20 protein-coding genes are annotated in these 25,691 nt (G+C 44.2%); 18 read left to right on the forward strand and 2 right to left on the reverse strand.

The features are described from left to right. Positions 1 to 4 precede the first annotated feature (4 nt). The 15 genes from FTD44_RS09025 (at position 5) to FTD44_RS09095 (ending at position 16,738) form a co-directional block, all read left to right on the forward strand. Positions 5 to 1,141, forward strand: coding sequence for a glycosyltransferase (locus FTD44_RS09025; RefSeq protein ID WP_222166147.1), 1,137 nt, complete (start codon positions 5 to 7; stop codon positions 1,139 to 1,141). Next, on the forward strand, positions 1,132 to 1,758 hold the full coding sequence (gene rsmG / locus FTD44_RS09030) for a 16S rRNA (guanine(527)-N(7))-methyltransferase RsmG (protein WP_222166148.1): 627 nt from the start codon (positions 1,132 to 1,134) through the stop codon (positions 1,756 to 1,758). Before FTD44_RS09025 ends, rsmG begins: the two co-directional genes overlap by 10 nt. A 183-nt stretch (positions 1,759 to 1,941) precedes the next feature. After that, positions 1,942 to 3,696 carry a murein hydrolase activator EnvC family protein gene (locus tag FTD44_RS09035; protein ID WP_246625420.1) on the forward strand — a complete coding sequence of 585 codons (1,755 nt, stop codon included), beginning with the start codon at positions 1,942 to 1,944 and terminating at the stop codon, positions 3,694 to 3,696. A gap of 53 nt (positions 3,697 to 3,749) precedes the next feature. Then, entirely contained in the window at positions 3,750 to 4,970 is a 1,221-nt protein-coding gene (gene lepB, locus FTD44_RS09040) for a signal peptidase I (protein WP_222166150.1), read from the forward strand. Between the two features lie 130 nt (positions 4,971 to 5,100). Further along, positions 5,101 to 5,619 carry a helix-turn-helix domain-containing protein gene (locus FTD44_RS09045; RefSeq protein WP_246625390.1) on the forward strand — a complete coding sequence of 173 codons (519 nt, stop codon included), beginning with the start codon at positions 5,101 to 5,103 and terminating at the stop codon, positions 5,617 to 5,619. 82 nt (positions 5,620 to 5,701) lie between these two features. Next, positions 5,702 to 6,958 (forward strand): PKD domain-containing protein, encoded by a 1,257-nt coding sequence (locus FTD44_RS09050; protein ID WP_222166152.1) that lies wholly within the window; start codon positions 5,702 to 5,704, stop codon positions 6,956 to 6,958. Positions 6,959 to 7,058: 100 nt separating this feature from the next. Continuing rightward, positions 7,059 to 9,482 (forward strand): heavy metal translocating P-type ATPase, encoded by a 2,424-nt coding sequence (locus tag FTD44_RS09055; RefSeq protein ID WP_222166153.1) that lies wholly within the window; start codon positions 7,059 to 7,061, stop codon positions 9,480 to 9,482. A gap of 50 nt (positions 9,483 to 9,532) precedes the next feature. Further along, on the forward strand, positions 9,533 to 9,742 hold the full coding sequence (locus FTD44_RS09060) for a heavy-metal-associated domain-containing protein (RefSeq protein ID WP_222166154.1): 210 nt from the start codon (positions 9,533 to 9,535) through the stop codon (positions 9,740 to 9,742). Between the two features lie 109 nt (positions 9,743 to 9,851). Beyond that, the gene (locus FTD44_RS09065) at positions 9,852 to 10,529 is read left to right on the forward strand and encodes a class I SAM-dependent methyltransferase (RefSeq protein WP_222166155.1); all 678 of its coding nucleotides are present in this window, start codon (positions 9,852 to 9,854) and stop codon (positions 10,527 to 10,529) included. Positions 10,530 to 10,538: 9 nt separating this feature from the next. Beyond that, positions 10,539 to 10,793, forward strand: a complete 255-nt coding sequence (locus FTD44_RS09070; RefSeq protein WP_222166156.1) for a hypothetical protein — start codon at positions 10,539 to 10,541, stop codon at positions 10,791 to 10,793. A 227-nt stretch (positions 10,794 to 11,020) separates the two neighbouring features. Then, entirely contained in the window at positions 11,021 to 11,695 is a 675-nt protein-coding gene (locus tag FTD44_RS09075; protein WP_222166157.1) for a response regulator transcription factor, read from the forward strand. Then, the gene (locus FTD44_RS09080; protein WP_222166158.1) at positions 11,692 to 12,990 is read left to right on the forward strand and encodes a sensor histidine kinase; all 1,299 of its coding nucleotides are present in this window, start codon (positions 11,692 to 11,694) and stop codon (positions 12,988 to 12,990) included. The genes FTD44_RS09075 and FTD44_RS09080 overlap by 4 nt, the downstream gene beginning before the upstream one ends. Positions 12,991 to 13,078: 88 nt before the next feature. Beyond that, a complete protein-coding gene (locus FTD44_RS09085) occupies positions 13,079 to 13,825 on the forward strand; it encodes a COG4705 family protein (protein WP_222166159.1) in 747 nt (248 codons plus the stop codon). A gap of 68 nt (positions 13,826 to 13,893) precedes the next feature. After that, complete coding sequence (locus FTD44_RS09090) at positions 13,894 to 14,322, forward strand: PepSY-like domain-containing protein (protein ID WP_222166160.1); 429 nt, start codon at positions 13,894 to 13,896, stop codon at positions 14,320 to 14,322. 4 nt (positions 14,323 to 14,326) lie between these two features. Next, on the forward strand, positions 14,327 to 16,738 hold the full coding sequence (locus FTD44_RS09095; RefSeq protein ID WP_222166161.1) for a TonB-dependent receptor domain-containing protein: 2,412 nt from the start codon (positions 14,327 to 14,329) through the stop codon (positions 16,736 to 16,738). Between the two features lie 182 nt (positions 16,739 to 16,920). Here the strand turns inward: FTD44_RS09095 and FTD44_RS09100 are convergent, their stop codons facing one another. Further along, positions 16,921 to 17,364, reverse strand: coding sequence for an SRPBCC family protein (locus tag FTD44_RS09100; protein ID WP_222166162.1), 444 nt, complete (start codon positions 17,362 to 17,364; stop codon positions 16,921 to 16,923). A 188-nt stretch (positions 17,365 to 17,552) separates the two neighbouring features. Here FTD44_RS09100 and FTD44_RS09105 point away from each other — a divergent pair, with 188 nt between their 5' ends. Both FTD44_RS09105 and FTD44_RS09110 read left to right on the forward strand, forming a co-directional pair. Then, the gene (locus FTD44_RS09105; RefSeq protein ID WP_222166163.1) at positions 17,553 to 19,382 is read left to right on the forward strand and encodes a T9SS type A sorting domain-containing protein; all 1,830 of its coding nucleotides are present in this window, start codon (positions 17,553 to 17,555) and stop codon (positions 19,380 to 19,382) included. A gap of 285 nt (positions 19,383 to 19,667) precedes the next feature. Continuing rightward, positions 19,668 to 20,309, forward strand: a complete 642-nt coding sequence (locus FTD44_RS09110) for a 4'-phosphopantetheinyl transferase family protein (RefSeq protein ID WP_222166164.1) — start codon at positions 19,668 to 19,670, stop codon at positions 20,307 to 20,309. A 1-nt stretch (position 20,310) separates the two neighbouring features. On the opposite strand, the gene FTD44_RS09115 is transcribed toward FTD44_RS09110, so the two are convergent. After that, the gene (locus FTD44_RS09115) at positions 20,311 to 24,237 is read right to left on the reverse strand and encodes a Pls/PosA family non-ribosomal peptide synthetase (RefSeq protein ID WP_222166165.1); all 3,927 of its coding nucleotides are present in this window, start codon (positions 24,235 to 24,237) and stop codon (positions 20,311 to 20,313) included. Positions 24,238 to 24,755: 518 nt separating this feature from the next. Between FTD44_RS09115 and FTD44_RS09120 the strand changes: the two genes are divergently transcribed. Continuing rightward, positions 24,756 to 25,448 (forward strand): outer membrane beta-barrel protein, encoded by a 693-nt coding sequence (locus FTD44_RS09120; RefSeq protein WP_222166166.1) that lies wholly within the window; start codon positions 24,756 to 24,758, stop codon positions 25,446 to 25,448. Positions 25,449 to 25,691 lie beyond the last annotated feature (243 nt).

Raw genomic sequence — 25,691 nt, forward strand, 5'->3', positions numbered from 1 at the left:
TCCTATGCTGTACCTTTTCCTGTTTAGTTTGCTGATACAAATCTTTTTTGCCTGGTGGTATCGTTACCGCCCCGCAGTACATGCACCGCTTTCTGCCAATGCATTACCAGGTGTCAGTATCCTTATCTGCGGAAAAAATGAAGAAGCACACCTTCGTCGTTTTTTGCCCTATATTCTTCGCCAGTCCTATGCCGGACAATGGGAAGTGCTGGTGGTCAACGATGGCTCAACAGATGATAGTGCTGCTGTACTCAGAGCCTTACAGAAGGACTTTCCGCTTCTGCGTGTACTAACCATAGATCCGGCAACAGAAAAGACCTTTCCCGGTAAGAAATACGCGCTATGGCAGGGATTGAAAGAATGTACTTATGACCTGGTGTTGCTGACCGATGCGGATTGTATGCCTGCTGGTAAGGACTGGCTGCATCATATGGCAGCGGCCTATCAGGGTGCGAAGCTGCAAACACCACAGCAGCCATATTTTGTATTAGGCTATGGTGCTTATGAGCGAAAACCGGGTTTGCTGAATACCTTTATTCGCTGGGAGACGGTGCACACGTTTATGCAATATACCTCCTGGGCCCGTGCGGGATACCCTTATATGGGCGTAGGCCGAAACCTGATGTATGAACGGGCACCTGTATTGCAGGCACTGGACCAGGACGAGGATTTTGCTGCGCTGTTCCGCCGTACCGCTTCGGGAGATGATGACCTGATTGTATCATACCTCGCCCTCAGTCAGCAAGCAGTGATTGCGGATCATCCTGAAGCAAAGACGATCTCCGCAGTAAAGGAGACCTGGTCTGACTGGTGGAAGCAGAAGACGCGCCATGTATCTTCCGGTAAGTATTATTCCGAAAGGGTAAAGCGCGGATTGGCTGCTTATGCCTTCTCCGGGCTGCTGTTCTGGGTGTCTGCCACAGCTTTATTACTGACCGGAAATCAGAAAATTCAAATCATTGTATTAATTTTGCTGCTGCTCCGGATGGGCATATACATTATGCAGAACCGGAAATGGTGCCGGGCACTGGATGAAAGAGGCCAAAAGGCATTCAGCCCGTTCGGTGACCTGATGTGGGTAGGGTATAATATTATACTGGCGCCTTATATATTTTTTAAAAACAAACAACAATGGAAGTAGTTCAGAAATATTTCGATGATTTTTCAGCAGCGCAGATGGCACAGTTTGCCGCACTGGAAGGACTGTACAAAGAATGGAACGAGAAGATCAATGTAATTTCCCGTAAGGATATCGATCAGCTATATACCAAACACGTATTACACTCACTGGCGATCCCTACTGTATGCCATTTCAATCCGGGTATGCGTATTGTAGATATAGGTACAGGTGGTGGTTTTCCGGGTATTCCCCTGGCTATATTTTATCCTGAGGTAGAATTTCTGCTGGTAGACTCTATTGGTAAAAAGATAAAAGTAGTACAAGGTATTGCGGAGGAAATCGGGCTAAAAAATGTGACAGCCGTGCAATCCCGTATTGAAAATATTCCGCAGAAAGATTTCGACTTTGCGGTATCCCGTGCTGTGGCCCCCCTGAAAGATCTTTGGTCCTGGGCTAAGCCGATCATTAAAAAGAACAAGTCTACCGACCTGGCCAATGGACTGATCTGTCTGAAAGGCGGAGACCTGAACCAGGAGATCGTGGAGAGTGATGTGCGCCCATCATTATGGGATATGGAAGATATTTTCCCTGGTGAGGGCTTTGAAGAGAAGTTTGTCGTTTGGGTAGGCAAAAAATAAAGCAGATAAATTACTGATACAGATATTATTGCAAGGCGAATGATTTTTCATTCGCCTTTTTCTGTCTGTTAGTCAGTCTATTATTTAACTTTTTACTTTTCAATTTTACACTTTATCCGTAGCTTTAATCACTTGAAAAACCTATTTTTGCCACTTACATATAAAAATATACCCAGATTTTTGATGCGGAATAAGATAGCAGGAACCCTAGTATTCATCACATTATTAAGTGCCCCGGTATGGGCGCAGAAGAATGTGTCCAAAACCGACCTGCAGTCAAGACGTGAAGCGATTCTTCAGGAGATCAGGAATGCACAGGCATTGCTGAACGAAGCCAAGGAAAGCCAGAATGTGACCCTCACAGAACTCCGTGCCCTGAACCATAAACTGGAGCTGCGCCAGCAACTGATCAATAATATCAGCCTGGAGTTGAATAATATTTCTACTGACATTAGCACAACCAATACGGATATTAAAGTACTGAATGCACAACTGGCCAAATTTCAGGCCGATTATGCCCGTTCGGTAAGGTATGCATACAAACATCAGGAGTCTCAGAACATGATGCTGTTTGTCTTTTCGGCAAACACGTTCAATGATATGATGCGCCGTATGGAGTATATGAAAAAATACCGCCAGTACCGTACCATACAGGCCAATAAGATCAGAGAGATACAAGGCACCTTAAAGCAGAAAGTCGGATACCTGAATAATAAAAAATCAGAACGCAGTGAGCTGCTCTCTGCAGAGCAGGTGCATAAAGCCGCCATTGAGGCAGATGCCAATGAAACGCAGAAAGTAGCACAGGTACTGAAAGGGCAGGTAAGCGACCTGTCATCTCAGATCGCGAAAAATAAAAAAGCCGCCGCCCAGCTGGAGACTGCTATTAAGATACAGATCCAGAAAGAAATCGAGGAAGCCCGTCGCCAGGCTATGGAAGAGGCTCGTCAGAGAGCGCTTGCAGAAGCCAGGGCCAAAGCTGCTGAAGAAAACCGCCGCAGAGCAGAAGATATTCAGCGTATGAATGAGGCAAACCGACTGAAAGCTGCTGAAGAAGAACAACGTAAAGCATCAGAGCTGGCCAGACAGGCAGAGCTTGCCCGTAAGAAGGCTGCTGAAGATGCAGAGCGTCAGCGCCTGAAAGATATTGAAGACGCCCGTAAGCGCAGGGAAGAGGCTGCTGCTGAAGAAAAACGCATTGCCGATGCAAAAGCCCGTGAGGAGCAGCGCAAACGCAACGAAGAGCGCAATAAAGAAATTGACCGCAGGAAGGAAGAAGAGCGTCAGAAAGAACTGGTGCGCCAGAAGAAGATTGCAGAAGACCTGGATAAGCAACGCCAGCAGGCAACAGATCAGGCTACCCAGTACAAATCAGGCGGAACAGTAGTAACGATCAACAAAGCGACGACCACTCCGTCATCGTCTTCAGGATCGGCACCAACTACCGTGCGCACCAATCCGGAAAGCACTTCTTATAAGAACCTGCTGACCCCGGATATACAGGCCCTTTCCAATAACTTTGCAGCAAACAAAGGCGGACTGCCATGGCCGGTAGATCGCGGACTGATCGTAGCGCCATATGGTAACTACCAGCATCCGATCGAGAAGAGCGTTACCCTCAGTAACTCTGGTATCGATATCGGTACCAATGCCAATGCCCCGGTGAAAGTGGTATTCTCTGGTGTGGTGACGAAGATCTTCTCTGTACCAGGTATGGGTATCACCGTCCTCGTCAGCCATGGACAGTATTATACCGTATATAGTAAACTGTCAAGTGCCACTGTTAGTGTAGGTACTAAACTGACCACACGCCAGACCGTAGGCTTCGCCGGTAAAAATGATGAAGGCGATAATGTGGTGCACTTTGAAGTATGGAAAGTTGGTGACAACGGATCTATATCCAATGTAAACCCTACAGGATGGATCGCACCGAAATAAATAAATTAACTTCTATAATAAAATAAAATCCTAACCCCATCGTTAAACTCAATATGAAACTAGCTTTCTGGAAAAAAAATAGAGATCCGAATAAGCCTAAAAAGCCTGTATGGCGCGAATGGCTTGATGCCGGTCTGTTTGCCATCATAGCCGCTACCATTATCCGTATGTTCTTCTTTGAAGCCTATACGATTCCTACCGGCTCTATGGAAGGTACCCTTAAGGTGAATGATTACCTGTTTGTGAGCAAAATGGCCTATGGTGCCCGTTTGCCTAACACACCGCTTTCTATACCTCTGGTACACAATACTATGCCGATCTTCGGAGGCAAATCTTACTCTGAATCAGTACACTGGAAGTATCATCGCTTACCTGGCTTTGGAAAGGTAAAACGTAACGATATCGTAGTATTTAACTTCCCTAATAACGATACTGTAGTGCTGGAAGATCCGGCACAGGATTATTACCAGTATGTACGGGTTCTGGGCAGAGACCAGGTATGGAACAGCCGTACCATCATTACCCGCCCGGTTGATAAAAAGGAAAACTACATCAAAAGATGTGTAGGTGTTCCGGGAGACAAGATCGAGATTAAAGAAGGCGTTTTATACGTAAATGATAAACCAGGCGAATTCCATCCGCATCAGAAAATGGATTACATGGTTACCGGTACCGCGCAGTTATCTGCCGATTTCATGGAAGATAACTATATCGTGTTCAAAGGATATACACCTAACCACGAAGCTGTTTATGATATGGAATATGCCGCATCAGAAAAAGTAAAACAGGTAAATGGTGTGACCAGTGTAAAACCATATGCTATGCTGGCTGCAGGTAATCCCGGCGCTGTAGATATGTGGACTTTCCCTTTCGATACCGCTCATTTCAAATGGAACCAGGACAATTACGGAAGCTTTATCATCCCGGCAAAAGGGACAACAGTACAGCTGACGCCTGCTAATATTGCCCTGTATAGAAGAATTATCCGTGTATACGAAGAGAACCCGACTTTCGAAGAGAAGGATAACCAGTTCTTTATAGCCGGTAAGCCGATCACTTCTTATACCTTTAAGATGGATTACTACTGGATGATGGGTGATAACCGCCACGGATCTGCCGACTCCCGTTTCTGGGGTTTTGTTCCGGAAGATCATATCGTAGGTAAAGCATCATTTGTATGGCTCAGCTATGGTAATGGTGATGGAAATGTATATAATAAGAAAGGAATGCGCTGGGGCCGTATGTTCCGCCCGGTAAGCATACTGGAAAAATAAGCCTTTAAGGTATTTTAACGGTCTTATGACCACAATGCAGGAAATCAGTTCTAATTTTAGGGCTGATTTTCTGCTTTTTAGATTTATGACGAAATTATATATTAAGAACATGGTCTGTAACCGGTGCAAAATGGTTGTAGGCAATGTTATGGCTTCGCTGGGACTCAGTGTAAGCCAGATGGAACTGGGAGAAGTTACCATAGAAGAACCGCTGGAAGATAAAAAAGACAAACTGAAAGAGGAACTGGAGCAGCTGGGTTTTGAGCTGATTGATGATAAGAAAAGCAGGGTTATTGAAAAGGTGAAGAACCTGATCATCGACCTGGTGCATCATAACGGAGCAGCCTTACAGACCAATCTCTCTGATTACCTGTCTGCAGAACTGCATCAGGATTATGCCGGCATCAGCAACCTTTTTTCCGAAGTGGAGGGCATTACCATAGAAAAATACCTGATTGCCCAGAAAATAGAGAAAGTAAAAGAGTTACTGATCTATGATGAGCTGAGCCTGAGTGAAATCGCCTGGCAGTTAAATTATTCCAGCGTTGCACACCTGAGCAGCCAGTTTAAGAAGGTAACCGGCATGACTCCCAGTCACTTCAAATCCTTGCAGGGCAACAGGCGTAAACCACTGGACAAAGTAGGGTAGCACAGCCCGCAGCTGGGAAATCTGCATTAAATAGGGTATATTTGTTATCTATTTCAGCTATATTAACCCAATCAATTTGTCCATGAAACAAATCTCCTTAATTGCCGCATTTTTATGTTCCGGTCTGGCCGCACAGGCCAAAACTTTACGCGTGCTGTTCATCGGTAACAGTTATACCGCAGTGAATAATCTTCCCTTGCAGATAGCCCAACTGGCAGATGGTACACACGATACCCTTATTTATGACATGTCTGCACCCGGAGGACATACCTTCCAGCAGCATACAACCAATACCACAACCCTGAGCAAAATACAGCAGGGCAACTGGGATTATGTTGTATTGCAGGAGCAAAGTCAGCTGCCAAGTTTCCCGGATGCGCAGGTTGCATCTGATGTATACCCTTATGCACATGCACTGGACAGCATTATTCATGAAAATAATCCATGTGCCAAAACAATATTCTATGTAACCTGGGGCCGCAAAAACGGTGATGCGTCTAACTGCGCATTTTTTCCGCCGGTATGTACCTATGATGGTATGGATAGTTTACTGCAACTGCGCTATTCCAAAATGGCTGAGTTCAACAGCAGTGCTATTGCACCAGTGGCTATGGTGTGGCACCGTGTACGCACTTCCGCTCCCGGTATAGAGTTGTACGATGCCGATGAAAGCCATCCGTCTATGGCAGGTACTTTCGTTGCAGCATGTGCTTTTTACTCGGTTTTATTCGAGAAGAGTCCTATGCAAAGTACCTACAATGCCGGTCTGAATGCCGGTACTTCTAACCTGATTAAAACAATCGCTGAAGCTACTGCTTATGATAGCCTGGATTACTGGAAACGTTTCCTGCCCGTAGTTACTGCAGATTTTACAAGCAGCATTACCAATAACGTGGTAGACTTTACCAATGCATCTCAGCATGCCGATCAGTACAACTGGAGTTTCGGTGACGGGCAAAGCTCGATCAGCCCGACACCATCTCATACCTACACTGCTTCGGGTACCTATACCGTTACCCTTATCGCTTCTTTCTGTGATCAGGCCGATACTGCTACACAAACGATTACTGTAACGGTACCACCTAACAGCATAAACGAGCTAGCAGATCAGATCGGATTAAAAGTATATCCTGTTCCCGCTACCACTCAGCTGTTCCTGAAGTATGACCCATCCGTAAAAATCTCCCGTATTGCCTTAAGCGATATCAGTGGTAAAATGACCTACAGACAGTGGAATGCACAGCAATCCCTGAACCTGGAAGGCATTGCCCCGGGAATGTATATCCTGATACTGGATACCGACAAAGGTGTAGTGCGTAAAAAAATTACTGTAAAATAGGCTGATGCCTTAATCTTATAAAACAGTTACAAAATAATGTAACAACCATGCTTTGGATATGGTCGAACTTTGTGGAATAAAAACCAATACAAGTTCGATCATGTCTAAAGATACTACTGATAGCATATATATACCCCTTGAAGGGGTCGAAAGTGAGCACTGCGCCATGATTGTCGACAAAGGATTGCAATCAATAGGCAGCCTGCAGCAGCATACCGTAGAGCTTAATAATCAGCGGGTGCTGATCTCCTCCTCCCAATTACAGGAAGATCTTCCTAAAGCCATTAAGAAAATAGAAGAACTGGGCTATGGTGTACCCCTCGTACACAAACAATATCCCGTGCTGAATATGAGTTGCGCTTCCTGCGCGGCCAGTGTGACCAGTGTACTGGAGCATGCTCCCGGGGTCGTATCCGCTTCTGTAAATTTTGCAACAGAAACCTTATCGGTTAGCTTCCTGCCCAATATTACCGACGGGCAGCAACTCAAACAAGCATTACAACAAACCGGCTTCGATCTGCTGGTCGAAGAGCGCAAAGAAGAACAGGATCTCCTGGCACAGATGCATATGGAGAAATACCGCGCTTTGCGCCAAAGAGCCATCGGTTCCCTTATCCTCTCCGCACCAGTCATGCTGATCGGTATGGTTTGGATGAACATGCCTTATGCCAATTATATCATGTGGGCATTAACGACACCGGTTATCCTCTGGTTCGGTAAAGACTTTTTTGTAAATGCCTGGAAGCAAGCCCGCAATCGTACTGCCAATATGGATACCCTGGTGGCTTTAAGCACCGGAGTGGCCTATATTTTCAGCATGTTTAATACCTTATTTCCCGGCTACTGGCATAGCAGGGGGCTTCATGCGCACGTCTATTTTGAATCGGTTGCTGTAGTCATTGCCTTCATCCTGCTGGGCAAGCTGCTGGAATCCCGCGCCAAAAGCAATACCTCACAAGCCCTCAAAAAGCTGATGGGGCTGCAACCTAAAACCGTTATGCGTCTGAATGAGGATGACAGTACAACAGAAGTCAGCATAGAATCTATACAGAAAGGAGATATTATCGTAGTGCGTCCCGGTGAGCAGATAGCCGTAGACGGAACACTGATCCAAGGTGCATCTTATGTAGATGAGAGCATGTTGAGCGGAGAACCGATAGCTGTGGCTAAAGCCGTAAATGATGCCGTTTTTGCCGGTACCCTGAACCAGAAAGGAAGCTTCCGTTTCCGGGCCGACCAGGTAGGTGCAGACACCATGTTGTCCCAGATCATTAAAATGGTACAAATAGCCCAGGGCAGCAAAGCCCCGGTACAGAAACTGGTCGATCGCATTGCCGCCATATTTGTACCGGTAGTGATGCTTATTGCCACACTGGCCCTGGCGATATGGTGGATCTGGGGTGGGGCCGAAGGGTTTACTCATGGTATGCTTGCCTTCGTAACCGTGCTGGTCATCGCCTGTCCCTGTGCGCTGGGCCTGGCTACACCAACAGCCATTATGGTGGGCGTAGGTAAAGGCGCCGAACAGGGTATCCTGATCAAGGATGCCGAGAGCCTGGAATTGACCCATAAAGTAGATACCATTATTCTGGATAAGACCGGTACCATTACAGAAGGGAAACCAGAAGTAGTGCAGTCTCAGGGATTAGAAAGTAATGAATTATACCATTCCGTGCTGTATAGCATAGAACGACAATCTGAACACCCGCTGGCAGCAGCTGTAGTACGCTTCCTGGAAACAAAAGAACACCGCATACTGGATATGCATGTGAATAGTATTACCGGGAAAGGTATACAGGCCGAATGGGCAGGTAAAACCTATTATACTGGTAACCAGGCTTTGCTGCAAGAACATCATATTGCTATAAATTCCGAATTACAATCGCTGGCAGACCACTGGTCGGCCCAATCGTATACCCTGATCTGGTTTGCCGATGAGCAGCAGGCACTGGCTATCCTGGCTATAGCAGACCAGGTAAAACCTTCTTCTGCCGCAGCCGTAAAGGCTTTCACAGACATGGGTATCAGCGTACATATGCTTACCGGAGACCAACCCGCAGCAGCCAGGGCTATTGCCGATAAGGTTGGTATTGAAACCATTAAGGCCGGTGTGTTACCGGAAGAAAAAGCCGCCTATGTGCGCGCACTGCAGGAACAAGGCCATGTGGTGGCCATGGTGGGCGATGGAATCAATGACAGTGCCGCACTGGCACAGGCAGATGTAAGCATCGCTATGGGCAAGGGTTCTGATATTGCCATGGATGTAGCGAAGATGACTATTATTGGTGCGGACCTGAATAAAATACCTTATGCCATCCGCCTGTCACGAGATACGGTACGTACCATTCGCCAGAATCTTTTCTGGGCCTTTATTTATAATGTAATCGGTATTCCGCTTGCGGCCGGCATATTATATCCCATAAACGGCTTCCTGCTCAATCCCATGATTGCCGGAGCGGCGATGGCGCTCAGCAGTGTAAGTGTAGTGAGCAACAGCCTGCGCCTGAAATGGAAAAAGGCATAATATATCCTCAATATTTAAACCAGTATATTTATTATTAAACAAAAAAACATATGGAACAGACCTTAAAATTCAAGACAAATATTAATTGCGGCGGTTGTATCGCTAAAGTACAACCCAAGCTGGACGCGGAAAAAGACATTCATTCCTGGACGGTGGATACGGATAATCCGGATAAGATCCTGACCGTTGAAACAGAGCTGAGTAAAGAAGATATCATCAACCTCATACAAATGGCTGGTTTTAAAATAGAAACTGTTTAACTTTGTGTGCAATGAATCCGGTGATGAAATATGTAGTTAATCCATTACGGTGGCTGTTCCGAAAATTATTTACGAAGAGCTGCTGCCGCTGAGCAAACATTATTGATCTATGGAAACACCCTATATGCCCGAACAGGAATTCTCGATGGAAGCCCTGGCGGCACAGTTGCGGCAACCTTCCGGAGCAGCCGGTAAGGAAGTGGCCGATAATATGTATCAGTCCAACCTGGGTATGATCCGGGAAAGCATCGCTGTACTGTCTTCCAAACCGGGAGACGCCCTGCTGGAGCTGGGGCATGGCAATGCTCATCATCTGAAAGAATGGTTGCAGATGGACCCTAATGCGCAGTATACCGGGCTGGAATGCTCCGAACTGATGCAGGCCGAAGCCATTGCCTACAGCGAAGAAGAAGGGCTCAGCGAGCGTTGCCGGTTCTTGTTTTACGATGGATATAAGATTCCGTTTGAAGACGATTCTTTTGACCGTATGCTGACGGTAAACACCCTTTATTTCTGGAACGAACCCATTGCTTTATTGCAGGAGATATACCGTGTCATGAGACCGGATGGCTATAGCTGTATTACATTTGTAGATGCCCTTGCAATGGACCAGTTGCCTTTTACACAATACGGATTTACCAAGTACGACATAGCCCGCTTTACACACCTGGTGGCTCAGACCGACTTTACCATTGATGCTATACATACTAGAGAAGAAGAGGTGATCAATAAAATGGGAGACCCTTTTCACCGCAACTATTATATCGCATTACTGCAAAAGAAATAAACACATCAGATGGCCGACTGGGCACATTTTGCACAGAGAATTGCGATCCGCACCGGGTTGCTGTACCTTGATGCGGATACCGCAGAGGGGAGTGTATGTTATGCTGCAGATGCCGGTTTGCGTATGGAGTATAAGTTGTACTTCACCGATGCCGATATGTTGCAATACATCAGTGCACGGTGTAACCCGGTACCCGAAGACCCGGATACCATTCCCTTACCGGCCGATGCTGCCGAGTTCTGGCAGGCAATAAGTGAAAACTAAGATGAACAATAAAAAGGCTGATCGATTGATCAGCCTTTTGTACTTAGGGATGAATGCTCATATCAATAGAAAGCTTTGTATTCAGCTCAGTGCTACATATCGCACCCGGCTATATTTTCCGGACAATAAGGGCATTAAAATGTCGATGCTGCTATGGGCCATTGGATATATTCTAATTTTCTTCAAAATTGTATTTTTAAATTTGTAGCATAAACCTGCCGGGAAAAATGAAAATTCTCATAATAGAAGACGAGAAAGAGCTTGCTAAAAGCATTGCAGAATATCTTTCTGCAGAAAAATATCTTTGTGAAATTGCATCCACCTTTACAGAAGCGATGAACAAGATTGATGTGTTCAATTATGACTGCATCTTATTGGATATAACCCTGCCGGATGGAAATGGCCTGAAAATTCTGGAAGAACTAAAGAGGGAAAATAAACAGGACGGAGTAATTATCATTTCAGCAAAAAACGCTTTAGACGATAGGATTAAAGGCTTGCAGATCGGGGCTGACGATTACCTTACCAAGCCCTTTCATTTGCCGGAGCTCACTGCACGTATCTATTCCCTTATCCGAAGAAAACAGTTTAACAACTCAAATACTATAAAGCAGGACGAATTAGAGATCGATCTATGGGCCAAAACAACCTCCGTCAATAGCAAACCCATTGCACTGACCAAAAAAGAATTCGATCTGCTTATTTATTTTATCGGAAATAAAAACCGGGTACTCTCTAAAAGTACTTTGGCAGAACACCTTTCTGGAGACTTTGCCGATATGCTCGATAACCACGATTTCGTATATGCACACGTTAAGAATCTGAAGCGGAAATTAACGGATGCAGGTTGTGAACAATATATAAAAACCGTTTACGGTACGGGCTACAAATGGGAAGGATGAAAAATTTATTGCAAAAATCGCTTAAGCAGATTACCATCTATGCATTTATTGTATTTGCACTGAGCATTCCATCGTATTTTCTTTTGGTTGACTGGATCTGGCTTAAAGAGCTGGACGAAAACAATCATCTAATTGCGGAGCGAATAGAAAATGAATTTAATGAGCAGCGTATCAATGACGAAAAATTAGCCGAAAGCATCAAATTCTGGAATGAAATACAGCCATCCAGTAAAATTGTATATGCCGGGCAGCCTTTATTGAAGGACAGTCTATACACCACCAGACGAAAAAATCCATATGCTTCCAGAGAAGATGTCATAGACCGCTTTCGTGGTCTAAAGTCTAATATTAAAATAAACAACCGGAACTATGTACTGGTTGTGGAAACCAATGTTGAAGAAACAGAAGAAACGGTTGCATACATTGCTATGGCTACGCTTATATTCTTTCTGATTTTAGTAATTGGCTTTTGGATTTTGAACAGGAGGCTTTCCCGAAAATTATGGCAACCATTCCGGGATACATTACTGCAACTAAAATCATTTCAATTAAACAGCCAGGCACAGATTGATTTTCAGCAAACGGATACCATTGAGTTTGCAGAACTGAATGCCACACTTGAAAAACTGTTGCAGCATAGTATTGCTACCTATACAAGTCAAAAGGAATTTACAGAGAATGCCTCGCATGAATTGCAGACGCCATTAGCCATTTTGAAAAACAAGCTTGATATTCTGTTACAGGGCGATGATCTGACGGAAAGGCAATACCACATTGCAGAAGAGATGAACAGAGCACTGATCAGAAGTGCGCGCATCAATAAAAACTTACTATTGCTCGCCAAAATCGAAAACAGCCAGTTTGATCATTCCGCATTGATCGGGTTCGATACTTTGCTGGTTCAGATTATGGATGGACTGCAGCCGCATTTTAAAGAGAAAAACATCAATCTGGACTCCGATATTCAGCCGGATGTTGCACTGCAGGGCAATAGTGGATTGGCCGAAGTACTGATCAATAACCTTATCATTAATGCCATACGCCATACCTTACCGGGAGGTGCAATAAGGGTAGGATTATCAAAATCCCGTTTTGAAATTAGCAACTCAGGAATACAGGCACTTGATCCCGGTTTATTGTTTACAAGATTCTCAAAAATGTCTGCTGACAATAGCGGTAGCGGATTGGGCTTATCCCTCGTGCAGGAAATATGCAGGCTTCATGGCTGGCAGGTGACGTACAGCTTTGAAAATAAGGAGCATGTTTTTTTAGTTGCCTTTTCGGCCACAATATAACGGATACACCAATAATGTATTCATGGCATGTCCCACACCAATGCTAATTTTCTTCTAAATTGGATAATAGCTTTGTTTTAAAAAGAAGATGAAGCAATTCAATAAAGTAGCCCCTATCACACTTTTGTTCTGGCTAATGAAAGTAGTGGCTACAACCCTGGGAGAAACCCTGGGCGATTTCATTTCTATGACACTCCATTACGGCTATATTGTTGGCCTGGCGATTACCTCAGCCCTTTTAATGATCGCCCTGTTGGTACAGTATTATGCTAAAGAATACAAACCAGCAAAATATTGGTTTGTGATCATTGGTACCACTACTTTAGGTACGGAGATCTCCGATTTTATTGATCGCACCCTGCACATGGGCTACCTGTATGGAAGCATATTATTAGCAGCCTGTCTGATGGTCAGTTTGCTGATTTGGTACAGAACGTACAAGAATCTGGAAGTATATCCGATTTTTGAAAAGAAGAAAGAAATGCTATTCTGGACAGCTGTTCTGTTCTCCAATAGTCTAGGGACCGCATTCGGCGATTTCTTAAGTGACAACTTAGGCCTAAGCTATCTGCATGGGGCAATGGTAACAGGCAGTATAATCATACTGGTGGTGCTGTTACATTATTTTACCAAACTCAATCATATCCTGCTCTTCTGGATCGCCTTTATTTTTACAAGACCTTTCGGGGCGACATTTGGCGATTTTCTCACAAAGCCATTTGCAAAAGGAGGGCTGGAACTCAATACGCTCTATGCGTCATTGTGCTCCGTTTTTTTGATGATGATAATGATTGCCCTAGCGCATAAAAGAAAGCCAGGAGAACAATTGACATAAATGAAGCCGTTCTAAATTTCTTCTAAATCACTTCTGAATTTTGTGATTCACAATTAAAAAGTTGAACAATGAAAAAGCTAATCTTTTTATTGGCTGCAGTAGCAAGCGTATCATTTGCTCTTGCGCAGAAAGTATCGGATACCAAAGTTCCGGAGGTGGTAAAATCAGTTGTGCATCAGCACTATCCCAATGCAGCGGAACTGAAATGGGAAAAAGAAGAAGACCATTATGAAGCCGGTTTCAAGGTCACTGCAACCGGCTATTCTTTATTGATCAATGCTTCGGGGCAAATACTGGAAACAGAGGTTGCCATTGGAATTGATGCACTGCCAGTGGGAGTAAAGGCCTATATCGCTAAACACTATCCGGGCAAAAAGATTAAGGAAGCCGCTAAAATCACCGATGCAAAAGATGCAGTTACCTACGAAGCGGAAGTGAACGGTATGGATTTAATATTTGACAACACGGGTAAGTTTTTAAAAGAAGCTAAAGATTAAAATAATGAATAAGCTAAGATTGTTTTTGGTACTCATTGCCACAATAGCTGCTTCGATAGCCCATGCCCAGGTATCATCTGTTACCGTTTCGGGCTTGGTAAAAGGTAAAGTTGATAAAGCCGCGATGCCTTATGTCAATATTGTCGTGAAAAATGAAAAAGACAGTGCGTTCGTAGCCGGTACCGTAACCGATGAAGAAGGCAGGTTTTCCATTGCCGGTATTAAACCCGGGAATTATCGTTTAGATATTTCATTTATGGGCTTTGAGCATAGGGAGCAACCATTATTTGTGGGCACACTTTCTGCGTTTTTGGATATTCCCGTCATTGAACTGGAGGAGGCTGCAACGGTTTTGGAAGCTGTAACTATTAGCGCAAATGCAAGTGATGTGAGCAGTAAACTGGATAAGAAAACCTATTCAGTAGCCGACAATATCAGCCAAAGCGGAGGTTCTGTATTACAGAGTATGCAAAACCTGCCCGGTGTTACCGTACAGGATGGAAAAGTGCAGCTGCGGGGAAATGATAAAGTCACGGTATTGATTGATGGCAAGCAGACCGCATTAACTGGTTTTGGAAGCCAGACTGGTTTAGACAATATTCCTTCTTCTGCCATTGATAAAATAGAGATCATCAATAACCCTTCTTCAAAATATGATGCTAATGGGAACGCGGGTATCATTAATATTATCATGAAGAAGAATAAACAGAACGGGTTTAGCGGAAAACTGGGTTTTACTTATGGAACAGGTTCCCTTTGGGTGCGAAAAGAAAACCTTCCGACGATCAGACCTCAATACACGTTTACCCCTAAGATCAACCCATCCGTATCCCTGAATTACAGGAAAGATAAAATAAACATCTTTTTGCAGGCAGATAATTTATACACGCAAACCCTGAACAAAAATGAGTTTGTAACCCGGAATTATGATGATGGAACGGTTATCAATTCACAACTGAAAAGAAACCGGAATACCAATTTTCTTACTACAAAAGCCGGAATAGACTGGAATATCAACGCGCAAAACACACTGACAGTCTCCGGAATGTACGGTAGCGAGAAGATCATTGACCGGGGTGACCAGCCGTTTTTTAATGGTGATCTGTCACAACGTTTGCGCCTGTGGCAGTTTTTGGAAGATGAACTGAAGACTACCGCGATGGCTACTGCAGCATACCAGCATAAATTTAAAGATGCGGGTCATTTGCTGAACATTGGTTTCAATTACACTTTTCACCGGGAAAACGAGCAGTATTTTTACGACAATTACCTGCCGGCATCCACTGGAACAGATGCATTTAAGTTATTATCTGATGAGCAGGTATATGATTTGAATATAGATTATATAAAACCGTTGAAGTACGGTCGTATTGAAACAGGGATCAAGCTGCGCAACAGAAGTATACCTGTTAATATGGATTTCAGACCCGGTGCCAATTCTGTGCTGGACATGAATGCCGGGGGCTGGGCCAACTATAAGGAACTGATACCTGCATTGTATGGTAATTATGTTTTTGAAAATCAAAAGTGGGAAGCTGAATTAGGTGTGCGTGTGGAATATGTGAACATCCAATACGATGTGAATCCCAACCACAGCACTTACAAAAGCGATGGCTACAACTATACGCAGCCATTCCCGAATATGAGGCTAGCCTATAAGCTGAACGATAACAATAAACTTTCCGTATTCTATAACCGCAGGGTAGACAGGCCGAATGAAGTGGACATCCGTATTTTTCCGAAATACGATGATGCAGAGATCATCAAGGTGGGGAATCCTGCATTGCGCCCACAGTTTACCAATTCCATTGAACTGGGATATAAGAATGTCTGGAACAACGGCTATTTTTATTCCGCCTTATACCATCGTTTTGCAGAGGGTACTATCACAAGGATATCGAGCACCATTCCCGGAAATACACTAATCTATGCCATATTTCAAAATGCCGGCAAAAGCTACAATACAGGAATAGAGGCCATTTTAAATCAAAAAATCTCCAATGTTTATTCCTTTAACCTCAACGGAAATCTTTACAGAAACCAGATCAATGCATTTACGGTACAAAATCTATATCCTGAACCCAATACCTTTTCTGCAGAACAGCAAACAGCTATATCCGGTAACCTGAAACTGAACAATATTTTTCACTTTGCAAAAGGAATGGATGCTCAGGTAACAGCCGTTTACCTGGCGCCTGATATTATACCACAGGGAAAAATTATGTCCAGATTTTCAATAGACATGGGATTGAAGAAATCGGTTCAGAAAGGAAGGGGAGAGCTGTATGTCAATGCCACCGACTTACTGAATACAATGGTGATAAAAAGAAAGATTGTCGGAATGGGTTTTAATTATACGAGCAACGATTACTATGAAACACAGGTGATCAGATTAGGATACAGTTACAAATTTTAGACATCTTCATACCGTTTATATCGGTAGACCTGCTCTGTCCAGAGCAGGTTATTTATAAGTCCTGATAGCGCACGAGTTTTTTGTTATATGGTAGGTTTAAGTACAAGGCTCACCCTGTTCAGGGTGGGCTTTCTATATAAAGTTAGCATAATAGAAAGAACAGCTGTTTTTATTTGCTCTATTTATCTATGATATGGAGCACCCTTTCCTGTCTCCAGAAATAGTTTGAGGCTGCCGGTAAACTGCTGCCAGCCGCCGCTGCAGATTTCATAGCATTCCACCTCCGGGCTCAAACCAATATGAGTAAGCTTAAGTTCAGTGCTATGCTCCTTTGTAAGTATCTCCCAAATGATCGTAGTGCGGATCCATTCTTTCTGTTTGCTCAGACCCGGAATGTCAATTAAGGAATCTTCCACCAACCAAACAACCTTTTCATCGGCAGATAGTTCCTGTACTTTCATTGTTTTGAAAATATGATCGCCAAAGCGTATAGTGAAATTATCGCCCTGATTGCTTGCGCCCCCTTCAAATATTTCTGTCCACCAAAGCGGAATATCATTTGTCAGGGCGCTGAACACTTTGTCTGCTGTGGTGTTCAGTGTAATTGTCTGGCTGTAATTTTTCATATTATTTTTTGTAATGTGAGGGTCTGCATATCGTACACAAATGTAAATGTAGTAGACATTTTACAGATAGCCAGTCAAAAAAATGACGAACTCTGATTAGGTAAGCCGCAATGATTGTGCGCAAACCTGATAGCTTTAACCAACTAAGTGCACCTTTTTACCTGTCTTGTAATAAAAGCCTTTTTGAAATGAAAAAAATTCTATGCTACCTTACCTCCTTCCTGGCCATTTGTCAGGGCAGCTTTGCTGCAACCCAGGTCAATACACCTACCGTGAATGGTACATGGACCCTGGAAGGTTCTCCCTATTATATACATAATGACATCTCTGTCCCTTTAAGCAATACCCTGACCATTCAGCCGGGTGTCCAGGTGGTGTTCATGGGCAATTACCAGTTATATGTGTATGGTACCATATCGGCAAAAGGAACACCGGAGCAGAAGATCGTGTTCCGGGCCAATGACACCACCGGATGGTCTAATGTGGCCACCACAGCAGGTGGATGGAGCGGGCTGGGCCTCGAAAATACCGGCAGTATGAACTTCGGGAATCCAACCTTTGAATATTGCATTTTCAAGGATATTAAACGGGGCATTAATAATAGTGCTATTACCTCGACTATTCCGCTGCTGTATATCAACCAATGTGAGTTCTATCATAATATTGCGATGGAGCGCTTGATCTCCCTCTATAATTTCGGACAAACGCAAAGTGCCAGTAAACTAAGGTTTACCAATTGCAGCGTACATGATAACCGCACCGGAACGCTTATGCATGTATTATACGAGGACAGTGCTTATGTACTCAATAATAAATTTTATAACAATACGTCCAGCGGAGGAATCGGCCTGTTTTCCCATACCTCCACCGGTATGATGAGCACAAATGTGCTCCTGTTCAGGGATAATGAATTATACAATAATACGCAGAGCAATGGCGGTGGTATCTTCAATAGTGGATATGGGGGTAATGTTATTTTTCAACGCAACCGCGTGCATCATAACAATACCAATCTGAATGGGGCAGTTGCCCTCCAGTCCAAATCATCCCTGATTGAACAAAATCTGATTTGCAATAACAACCAGACAATGGCTGAAGGTGTTTTTTGCGGGATTAATGACGGGGGTGGCGGCCTCCAGCTGCTGGGTCAGGACCTGGATAGTGATGTGCCCGGTCGTAACGACCATATCGTCCGTAACAATATCATTGCCAACAACTATTCCTCCATCAGCGGAGGTGGTATATGGGCACAGCACTGCCAGGCCACCATCGTTAATAATACGATTGTAAACAATACGGTAAAAGACTATACCGGAAGTGCGGCTATACATGGATGGGGAACTTATTGTAAGCTCAGGATCTCGAATAACATTATTTTCAATAATAAGCAGAACTACAATCCTTTTGATACTGCCTATAATAATTTCAAGTTTGCAGCCCTGAACCTCAACCTGTCCAATAACCTGATTGACTTTTATCCTAATACCAATATGCCGGCTGGTGTACAGGGTCTTAGCACGAATATCTATGATCATAACTTACAACTGGCCTCTCCTCAATTAGGTGCCGGTCCTGCTTATAATGCCCTTAATGTAGATTTTGGTCTGGCGAGTAATTCTGCCAACTGCATCAACAAGGGTAGTAATGCAGTGCCGGATTATGGCAGTGCAGACTATAATGGGCATACCCGTGTATTTAATAATACGATCGACATTGGTGCAGTAGAATACCAGAAGACTGTTGACACGTCAACCTCCTTGTATACCCCGGGGCTGGCTAATGCCTTCAGGCTTTACCCCAATCCGGGAAATGGTATATTCCAACTGGAATATGACCAGCAAAAATACCGCCTGGCCAGTATGGAACTATTCCAGCTAAACGGGCGTAAAATAAAGGACCTCGGGTTCGAAGCACATCAGCCGATAAACATTCAGGACCTGCCTTCCGGAGTCTATCTCTTGAAACTCCGTACACAGGATCAGCAGATAATTGCAAAGCAGATCATCCTTCAGAAATAAATTTCGGTTCTTTAGATGTTTTAGAAAACCGCATAGGGCTAAAGCGCTATGTGGTTTTCTAATATTGGTGATCTGTTAATTCAGACCTACTTCTGACGTTGTATGGATATTCATATGCTATAAATATTCACAAGTCCATTTTCATCATAAGGTAGGTGTGTTCAAAAAACTGATGTTTTCTAGACCTTTACAATTGCAGTAGTAATACGCTGCAAAATATCTATGCATAAACCAAAGGCTGTTTAAAGCAAAAAAGTATATATTCGATACAGCTACTTGAAGACTATGATTTGGTATACGTTTCTTAAAGATTGTGATCGGACATTACTGGATCAGCGGCTGCATGCATTTCCAGAACTGTTGCAGCAGCGCATTAATGCATACCGGCAGGAAGAGGATCGTTATGTACGGATTGCGGGTAAGCTATTGCTGGAGGCAGCGGTACAGCATTTTTATCCGAAGCATAAATCAGTGTTATCCGGATTGTATAAAACAGCACAGCACCAGCCGCGGCTGCATAGACCCCCTTTATATTTCAGTACAGCGTACAGTAAAGGCATTTGTGTACTGAGTGCAGATCTCCGGCTGGAGAATGGGATTGATGTGGAATACAGGCAAGCAGGCATTGATATTGCAGTATACAAAGACTTTTTGCATCCTGAAGAACAGAAGGCTCTTCTGCAAAGCCGGGACCAGGATGGTTTGTTCTATCATTGCTGGACTGGCAAAGAAGCTGTACTGAAGGCCGCAGGATCAGGTATTCAGGAGGCCTGCCTGGCAGATATAAATACCAGGCAGGCTCCGATTTTGTGGAACGGGCAAGCTTTTTATCTGCAGCAGATTGATATAGATCCCGATTATGTCGTCCAGGTGGCCGGTACGGAACCAGAATATAAAATGGACATCAGGCAATTATTCCTCCGCTGAATTAACCATGATCCGGGCGTACAGGACTTCCTGTCCATGCGGTCTGATCAGGCAATGTTTCTCCTTTCATCACAAGAGATAAGGAGGAAATGGTAACATGGTTGCCGATCATACTGTTATACAGGATAATAGTGCGGGTACCGATTGTGGACTGACGGCCGATATGCACGGAACCGATCTTCATAATGCGATCTTCGAAAAGATGGGTCTGCGGGCCACAATCTTCATTCAGCATCGCTTCATCATCTATTGTGACCATATCATGCTCTGTAATGTCTGTCGTATTCATCCATACGCGTTTACCGGTTTTAACTCCTAATAAACGAAGCATAACAGGAAGCCAGGGAGTGCCTCTCAACTGGTCGAGGAAAAATACCACGGCCAGTGCTTCATAAAAGCTGGTTACCGCTTCACTCAGCCATACTTTCAGACTATACATAGGCATAGCCATTTGTTCATACTTGCCAACAAGTAACCATTTCAGTAGCACAGTAACCAGGAAGGCAGGCACACCCATAAATAGCAAATAGTATATCGGAATGGATATAATAAGCCGGCCCGGCGACATGGAAAGCAGGTCATGCGCATAAGCAACAAACAGTACACTGCATGTGGTAATGACCGTTTGAGGTAGAATGATCCGGATGCCTTCTACCAGTCCTCTGGCCAGCTTCAACTTCAGTGGTGGATGAAAGGTAAGGCTACTGTCAAATGCAACACTCTGCTGGCGTGAAGGCAGACCAATGGGAGGCGAACCAAACCAGTCTTTCTCTACACTTTGGCGTAATTGCTCTTCCGACGGGGCTTTGGACAAGACACCAATCAGCATACTGCTGCCCAGCGAGTAGCCCTGTGGTATAAGGCCGCTGTTGCCTACAAAACTATTATGCCCTATAACGGTTTTCTGTAAAATCAGTTGCTGGTTGCGGACATCATGCTCTCCAAGGATTACAGCATCTGCAATAAAGGAACCTTCTCCTATTTCCAGCAGATGATGACTTACATCGCTGGCTGTAGAGATTTCTGCATTCCGGCCTACCTTAGCGCCCAGCATACGGTAGTATTTAGATACGTAAACAGTGGCATAAAGTGGATGCAGTACAATCAGCGAAAGGTTCATCAGCTGATCTTTCATCCATTTGCGGTAGTAAGTAAAACTATAAATGGAATATACTCCCGGTTGCATTTTATACTGCAATAACCGCGATATACCCGAAATGATGAGCATAAATAGTACGAGGTACAATGCAGCAAGGATCGGGACCTGCCATAAATAGTAAAACTGATAATCTCCTGCCTGATCATCCAGGTAATACAATGTATACAAAACCGGCGTCAGGGGTATGATGACTACCAGGGGGAAAATAAATAATGAGGCCAGGTAAAACAGGCTATAGCGGTTACGCAGGCTGCGCGACACAATATTCGGTTCGGGTAGTTCTTCCGGTGGGACCGTATGTGTTTTTACCGCAGGGCTTCCATCCCATATCTCTCCATATCCTATGTGCTGGCCTTCCGGCAGGCAGCTCAGGTCCTGGAGTACACCATGTGCTTCTATAACAGTACCTCCGCATACAATAGCCGAAGATCCAAGGTACGCATTTGCTTTGATATGTACTTTCCGGAGTTTTAATATCCCGTTTTCCACGCTTGCATTGTCTATACTGCAGCCGGAGGAGGTACTCACATTGCCTTCTATGGTTACAAGATCTTCTGCACCGATGGGCAGTAAACTAAGCTGTGCTGAGGGATCAACTTTGACGCCCAGTAAACGCAGGTATCTTGGGTACAGGGGAGTGTCTACAATAAATTCTGAAGGTAACAGGCGCTTCATCGCTTTCCATAACCACCAGCGGAAATAATACCATCCCCAAAGAGGGTAGTCTCCTTCCCTGATCTTACCTATAAATAGCCATTTGGAGCCGACGATCAGCAATGCAAACACCGGCGGAATAAGCAGGTACAGTAATACCGCGCTTAATAGGGCAGTAATATGCCCGTAACCGCTTACATTAAAATAATAGTAACTCAGGTATGGAAAGAATATCTGTACAGCCAACAGACCGTAAATCAGGAGCAGCGCAAAAGTCTGGGCAATCCCGCAGAGTATATATTGCAGGCGGCTGACCCTTTGAAACGGACTGGCAGCAGCTGCCGATCCAGATTGTTCTTCTATGTTTTCTGCAAAGGCAGACAGAGGTCGATGTGTATACAGATCTTTTAGCGATACCTGTTGCAGGTATGCTTTTTGTCTTAAATGGGATACCAGGGTTGCGGCAAGCAGTGAATGCCCTCCCAGGTCTGTAAAGAAGTCCTGGGAAAGGTTAATATGCTTTCCCGGGAATATAATGTTCAGTACCTGTAGTAACCGGTCTTTTACCGGGCTATCCGGATCGATTTCTGCCGTCTGCTGATCGCTTTCAGTTGGAATGAATACTTCGGGAAGCGGCAATTTCTTCCGGTCAATCTTGCCACTGGGCATCCGGGGCATTTCGGGCAATATAACAAATACAACCGGTACCATATATGGCGCCAGGAAACCCGACAGTATTTTCCGGATAGTGTCTTCATCTGCAATATGGCCCTCTTCCATGACGATATAGCCCACCAGCTGATCCTGCCGGTTGCTGTCCGGTCTAATGGCAACAGCTGCAGAGGCAATACCGCTGATATCATTCATCCGGCTCTCAATCTCACCCAGTTCAATACGATAACCACGCAGTTTTACCTGGTCATCAATTCTGCCCTGGAATTCAAGGAAGCCATCTTCCCTGATCATTACCGCATCGCCGGTTTTATAAATGTGGTTACCCGGCAGTTCACTAAAAGGGTTCGGAAGAAATTTCTGTGCAGTAAGTTCTGGGAGATTAAAATAGCCCATACTTACGCCCGGACCCGAGATGATCATTTCACCACGCGCTCCGCGGGGAACAATACGCATGTACTCATCTACAACCGCTAAATTATAATTTGGGAGTGGTGTGCCTATCGTCAATTCATCTCCTGCCTGTACAAAAGCCATATTGGAAGTGACGGTTGTTTCCGTCGGCCCATAGCTGTTGATGAATTTGCGGTAAGGTTTTGCCCACTTCTGTTGCACCTGTGGGGTGCAGGCCTCTCCTCCTGAATTGACGAGTCTTATAGCAGGTACTTCATCTATAATGGCCAGAATACTGGGTACGGCATGCAGTATGGTAATGTTCTGCGACCTGAGCACCTCGCTCAATTCATCGATTGCCTTTACGGCTATAGCATCTGCAATCCAGATGGTCGCACCTGCAAACAGGCTGATCCAGACCTCTTCACACCACATATCAAATGAGACCGAAAATCCCTGGTACACTTTATCTGCATCGGTGATGTGCAATACCTGCTGCTCTGAACGGATAAGATGACAGATGTTTCTATGATTGATGGGAATGCCTTTCGGATTACCTGTACTGCCGGACGTAAACAATACGTAAGCCCAATCGGCAGGCCTGGCACTGATTTCCGGTGCCGGTACTATCGTAATCGGTTCGGTTGCGATATCCAATGGTGCGCAATGGATACCGGCATCGGTATCGGAAAAATAAGTGCGTACACCAATATCTCCAAACACCTTTCGGATACGATCCTGAGGCATTTCGCGATCAAGGGGAACGTATGCGGCCCCGGCCTTGATGATACCCAGTATAGCAACCGGCAGCTCCAGACTACGAGGATACCAGACCCCTACAGTATCTCCCGGTTGCACGCCTGAGTCTGTCAGTTGCTGTGCAACTGCATTGCTCCAGTTATCCAGTTCCGCATAGGTTAGTATACGGTCTTGAAATATAAAAGCTGCTTTATCGCGATGAGCCAGAAATGAGGGCTGGAGTAAGGTACTCAGCATCTCATCTCTGATCAGTTCGGGCATTACTTTACCCAGAATAATACTATCAGACATGATGCAGGGGACTAAGGTTAGCAGTAATTGTAATTCTCAGGAAAGTTAAACAAACCGTTCGACATATTTGTCGGCATAAAACTTCTTATTGGCTCAAAAAACAGTTTTATATTCAGCCAAGTATTTCGAGTCTGTCAGCGCCTAGTATTTTACGGGGATCAGTATCCTTTTTGTGCAGTGACGGTTTTATCCGGTTACTACCACATTTTTCCTATCGTTTGTTTTAAGGGATGAATTTATACAGGAAATGCTGAGGCAGCATTTTTTATAACCAGGTTTTATATTGAGATATTTTACTTTGAGCTTCATAAACCGAATGTCCGGCAACATGCAGCCCGGCGCCCAAATGGTAAGAGATGCTGACATGCTATTTTGTAAAGCATACATTCAATCTTCAGCATACAAAGTTTTAACCTGGCCAACTACTTAATCAGTATTGATGTCTTAAATATTAAGCAATCAGATCAATATCTAAAAGTGAAGATTTAATAAGTCACAAACTTTAATATGCTTTATTCATGAAAATAATTGTATTCGTAGCTTTATGTGCTATTCCATTCGTTAACCATGCACAACAAAATAATTGGAGCAAAGGTCTTAGTATTGAAATCAGTGGTTTCCAGGCTTCGGCAAAGAGAAATGATGAAGTTATGGATGCGAAAGCCAGACCCGGTTTTGGTGCGGCAATTTTAAAGCGATTTCCTGTTTGTCAAAAATGGGCCATAGAAACGGGAATTGGATTTACCCAATTTAATACTCAGTTCACTTTCTATAGACCTGTAGGCGAACCGGGTACCGAGATCGTTTTCTGGCATGTGAACAGCAGCCTTAATTATTTAAAGATACCCTTGTTTGCTACTTATAGTCGGGGCTTATCATCAAAATCTGCACTTAATTTCTCTGCAGGCATCAATACCAGAATCTTAATCACTGCAAAAGAGACAGAGTACGGTAATTTCATGTGGAATGACCTATTGTATTATAGGTACTACAATTCGATGCCCATTATTTCTCCCCAGGTTGCGATAGGGTATAACTATGCTTTGAAAAATAATTCAGGTATTCGCCTGGAAGCTTTTGTCGGTAGGGACATCAATAGATTTAATAGTAAACATTGGAAATACTATACTGAGCCTGGCAGATTATATTATTACGGCCTTAATGTAAGATATACTTTTGGCAGATCAATCCGATCAACCCAGGTAAAATAATATTGAATGTTGTGTAGATTTTTTAAATTGGGTATCCGCTTAAAGGGAACAAGGCTTAGCATTATAATTTAAGTAGCTTATATATCTATTGCTACCTTTTGCCTTGATGCAAAAGGTAGCGCCAAAAAATCAAGGCTGTATAAATCCCTGGCTAAAAATCAATGTGTCGGCCGGTCGCAAACCACACTCACTGCGCTCAGACAGTGGTTTGTGACTTTATCGACCGAGCCAATGATTTTCTTA

Origin of the sequence: Edaphocola aurantiacus (genome assembly GCF_019797745.1) — a bacterium.
GTDB classification, from domain to species: Bacteria; Bacteroidota; Bacteroidia; order Chitinophagales; family Chitinophagaceae; genus Edaphocola; species Edaphocola aurantiacus.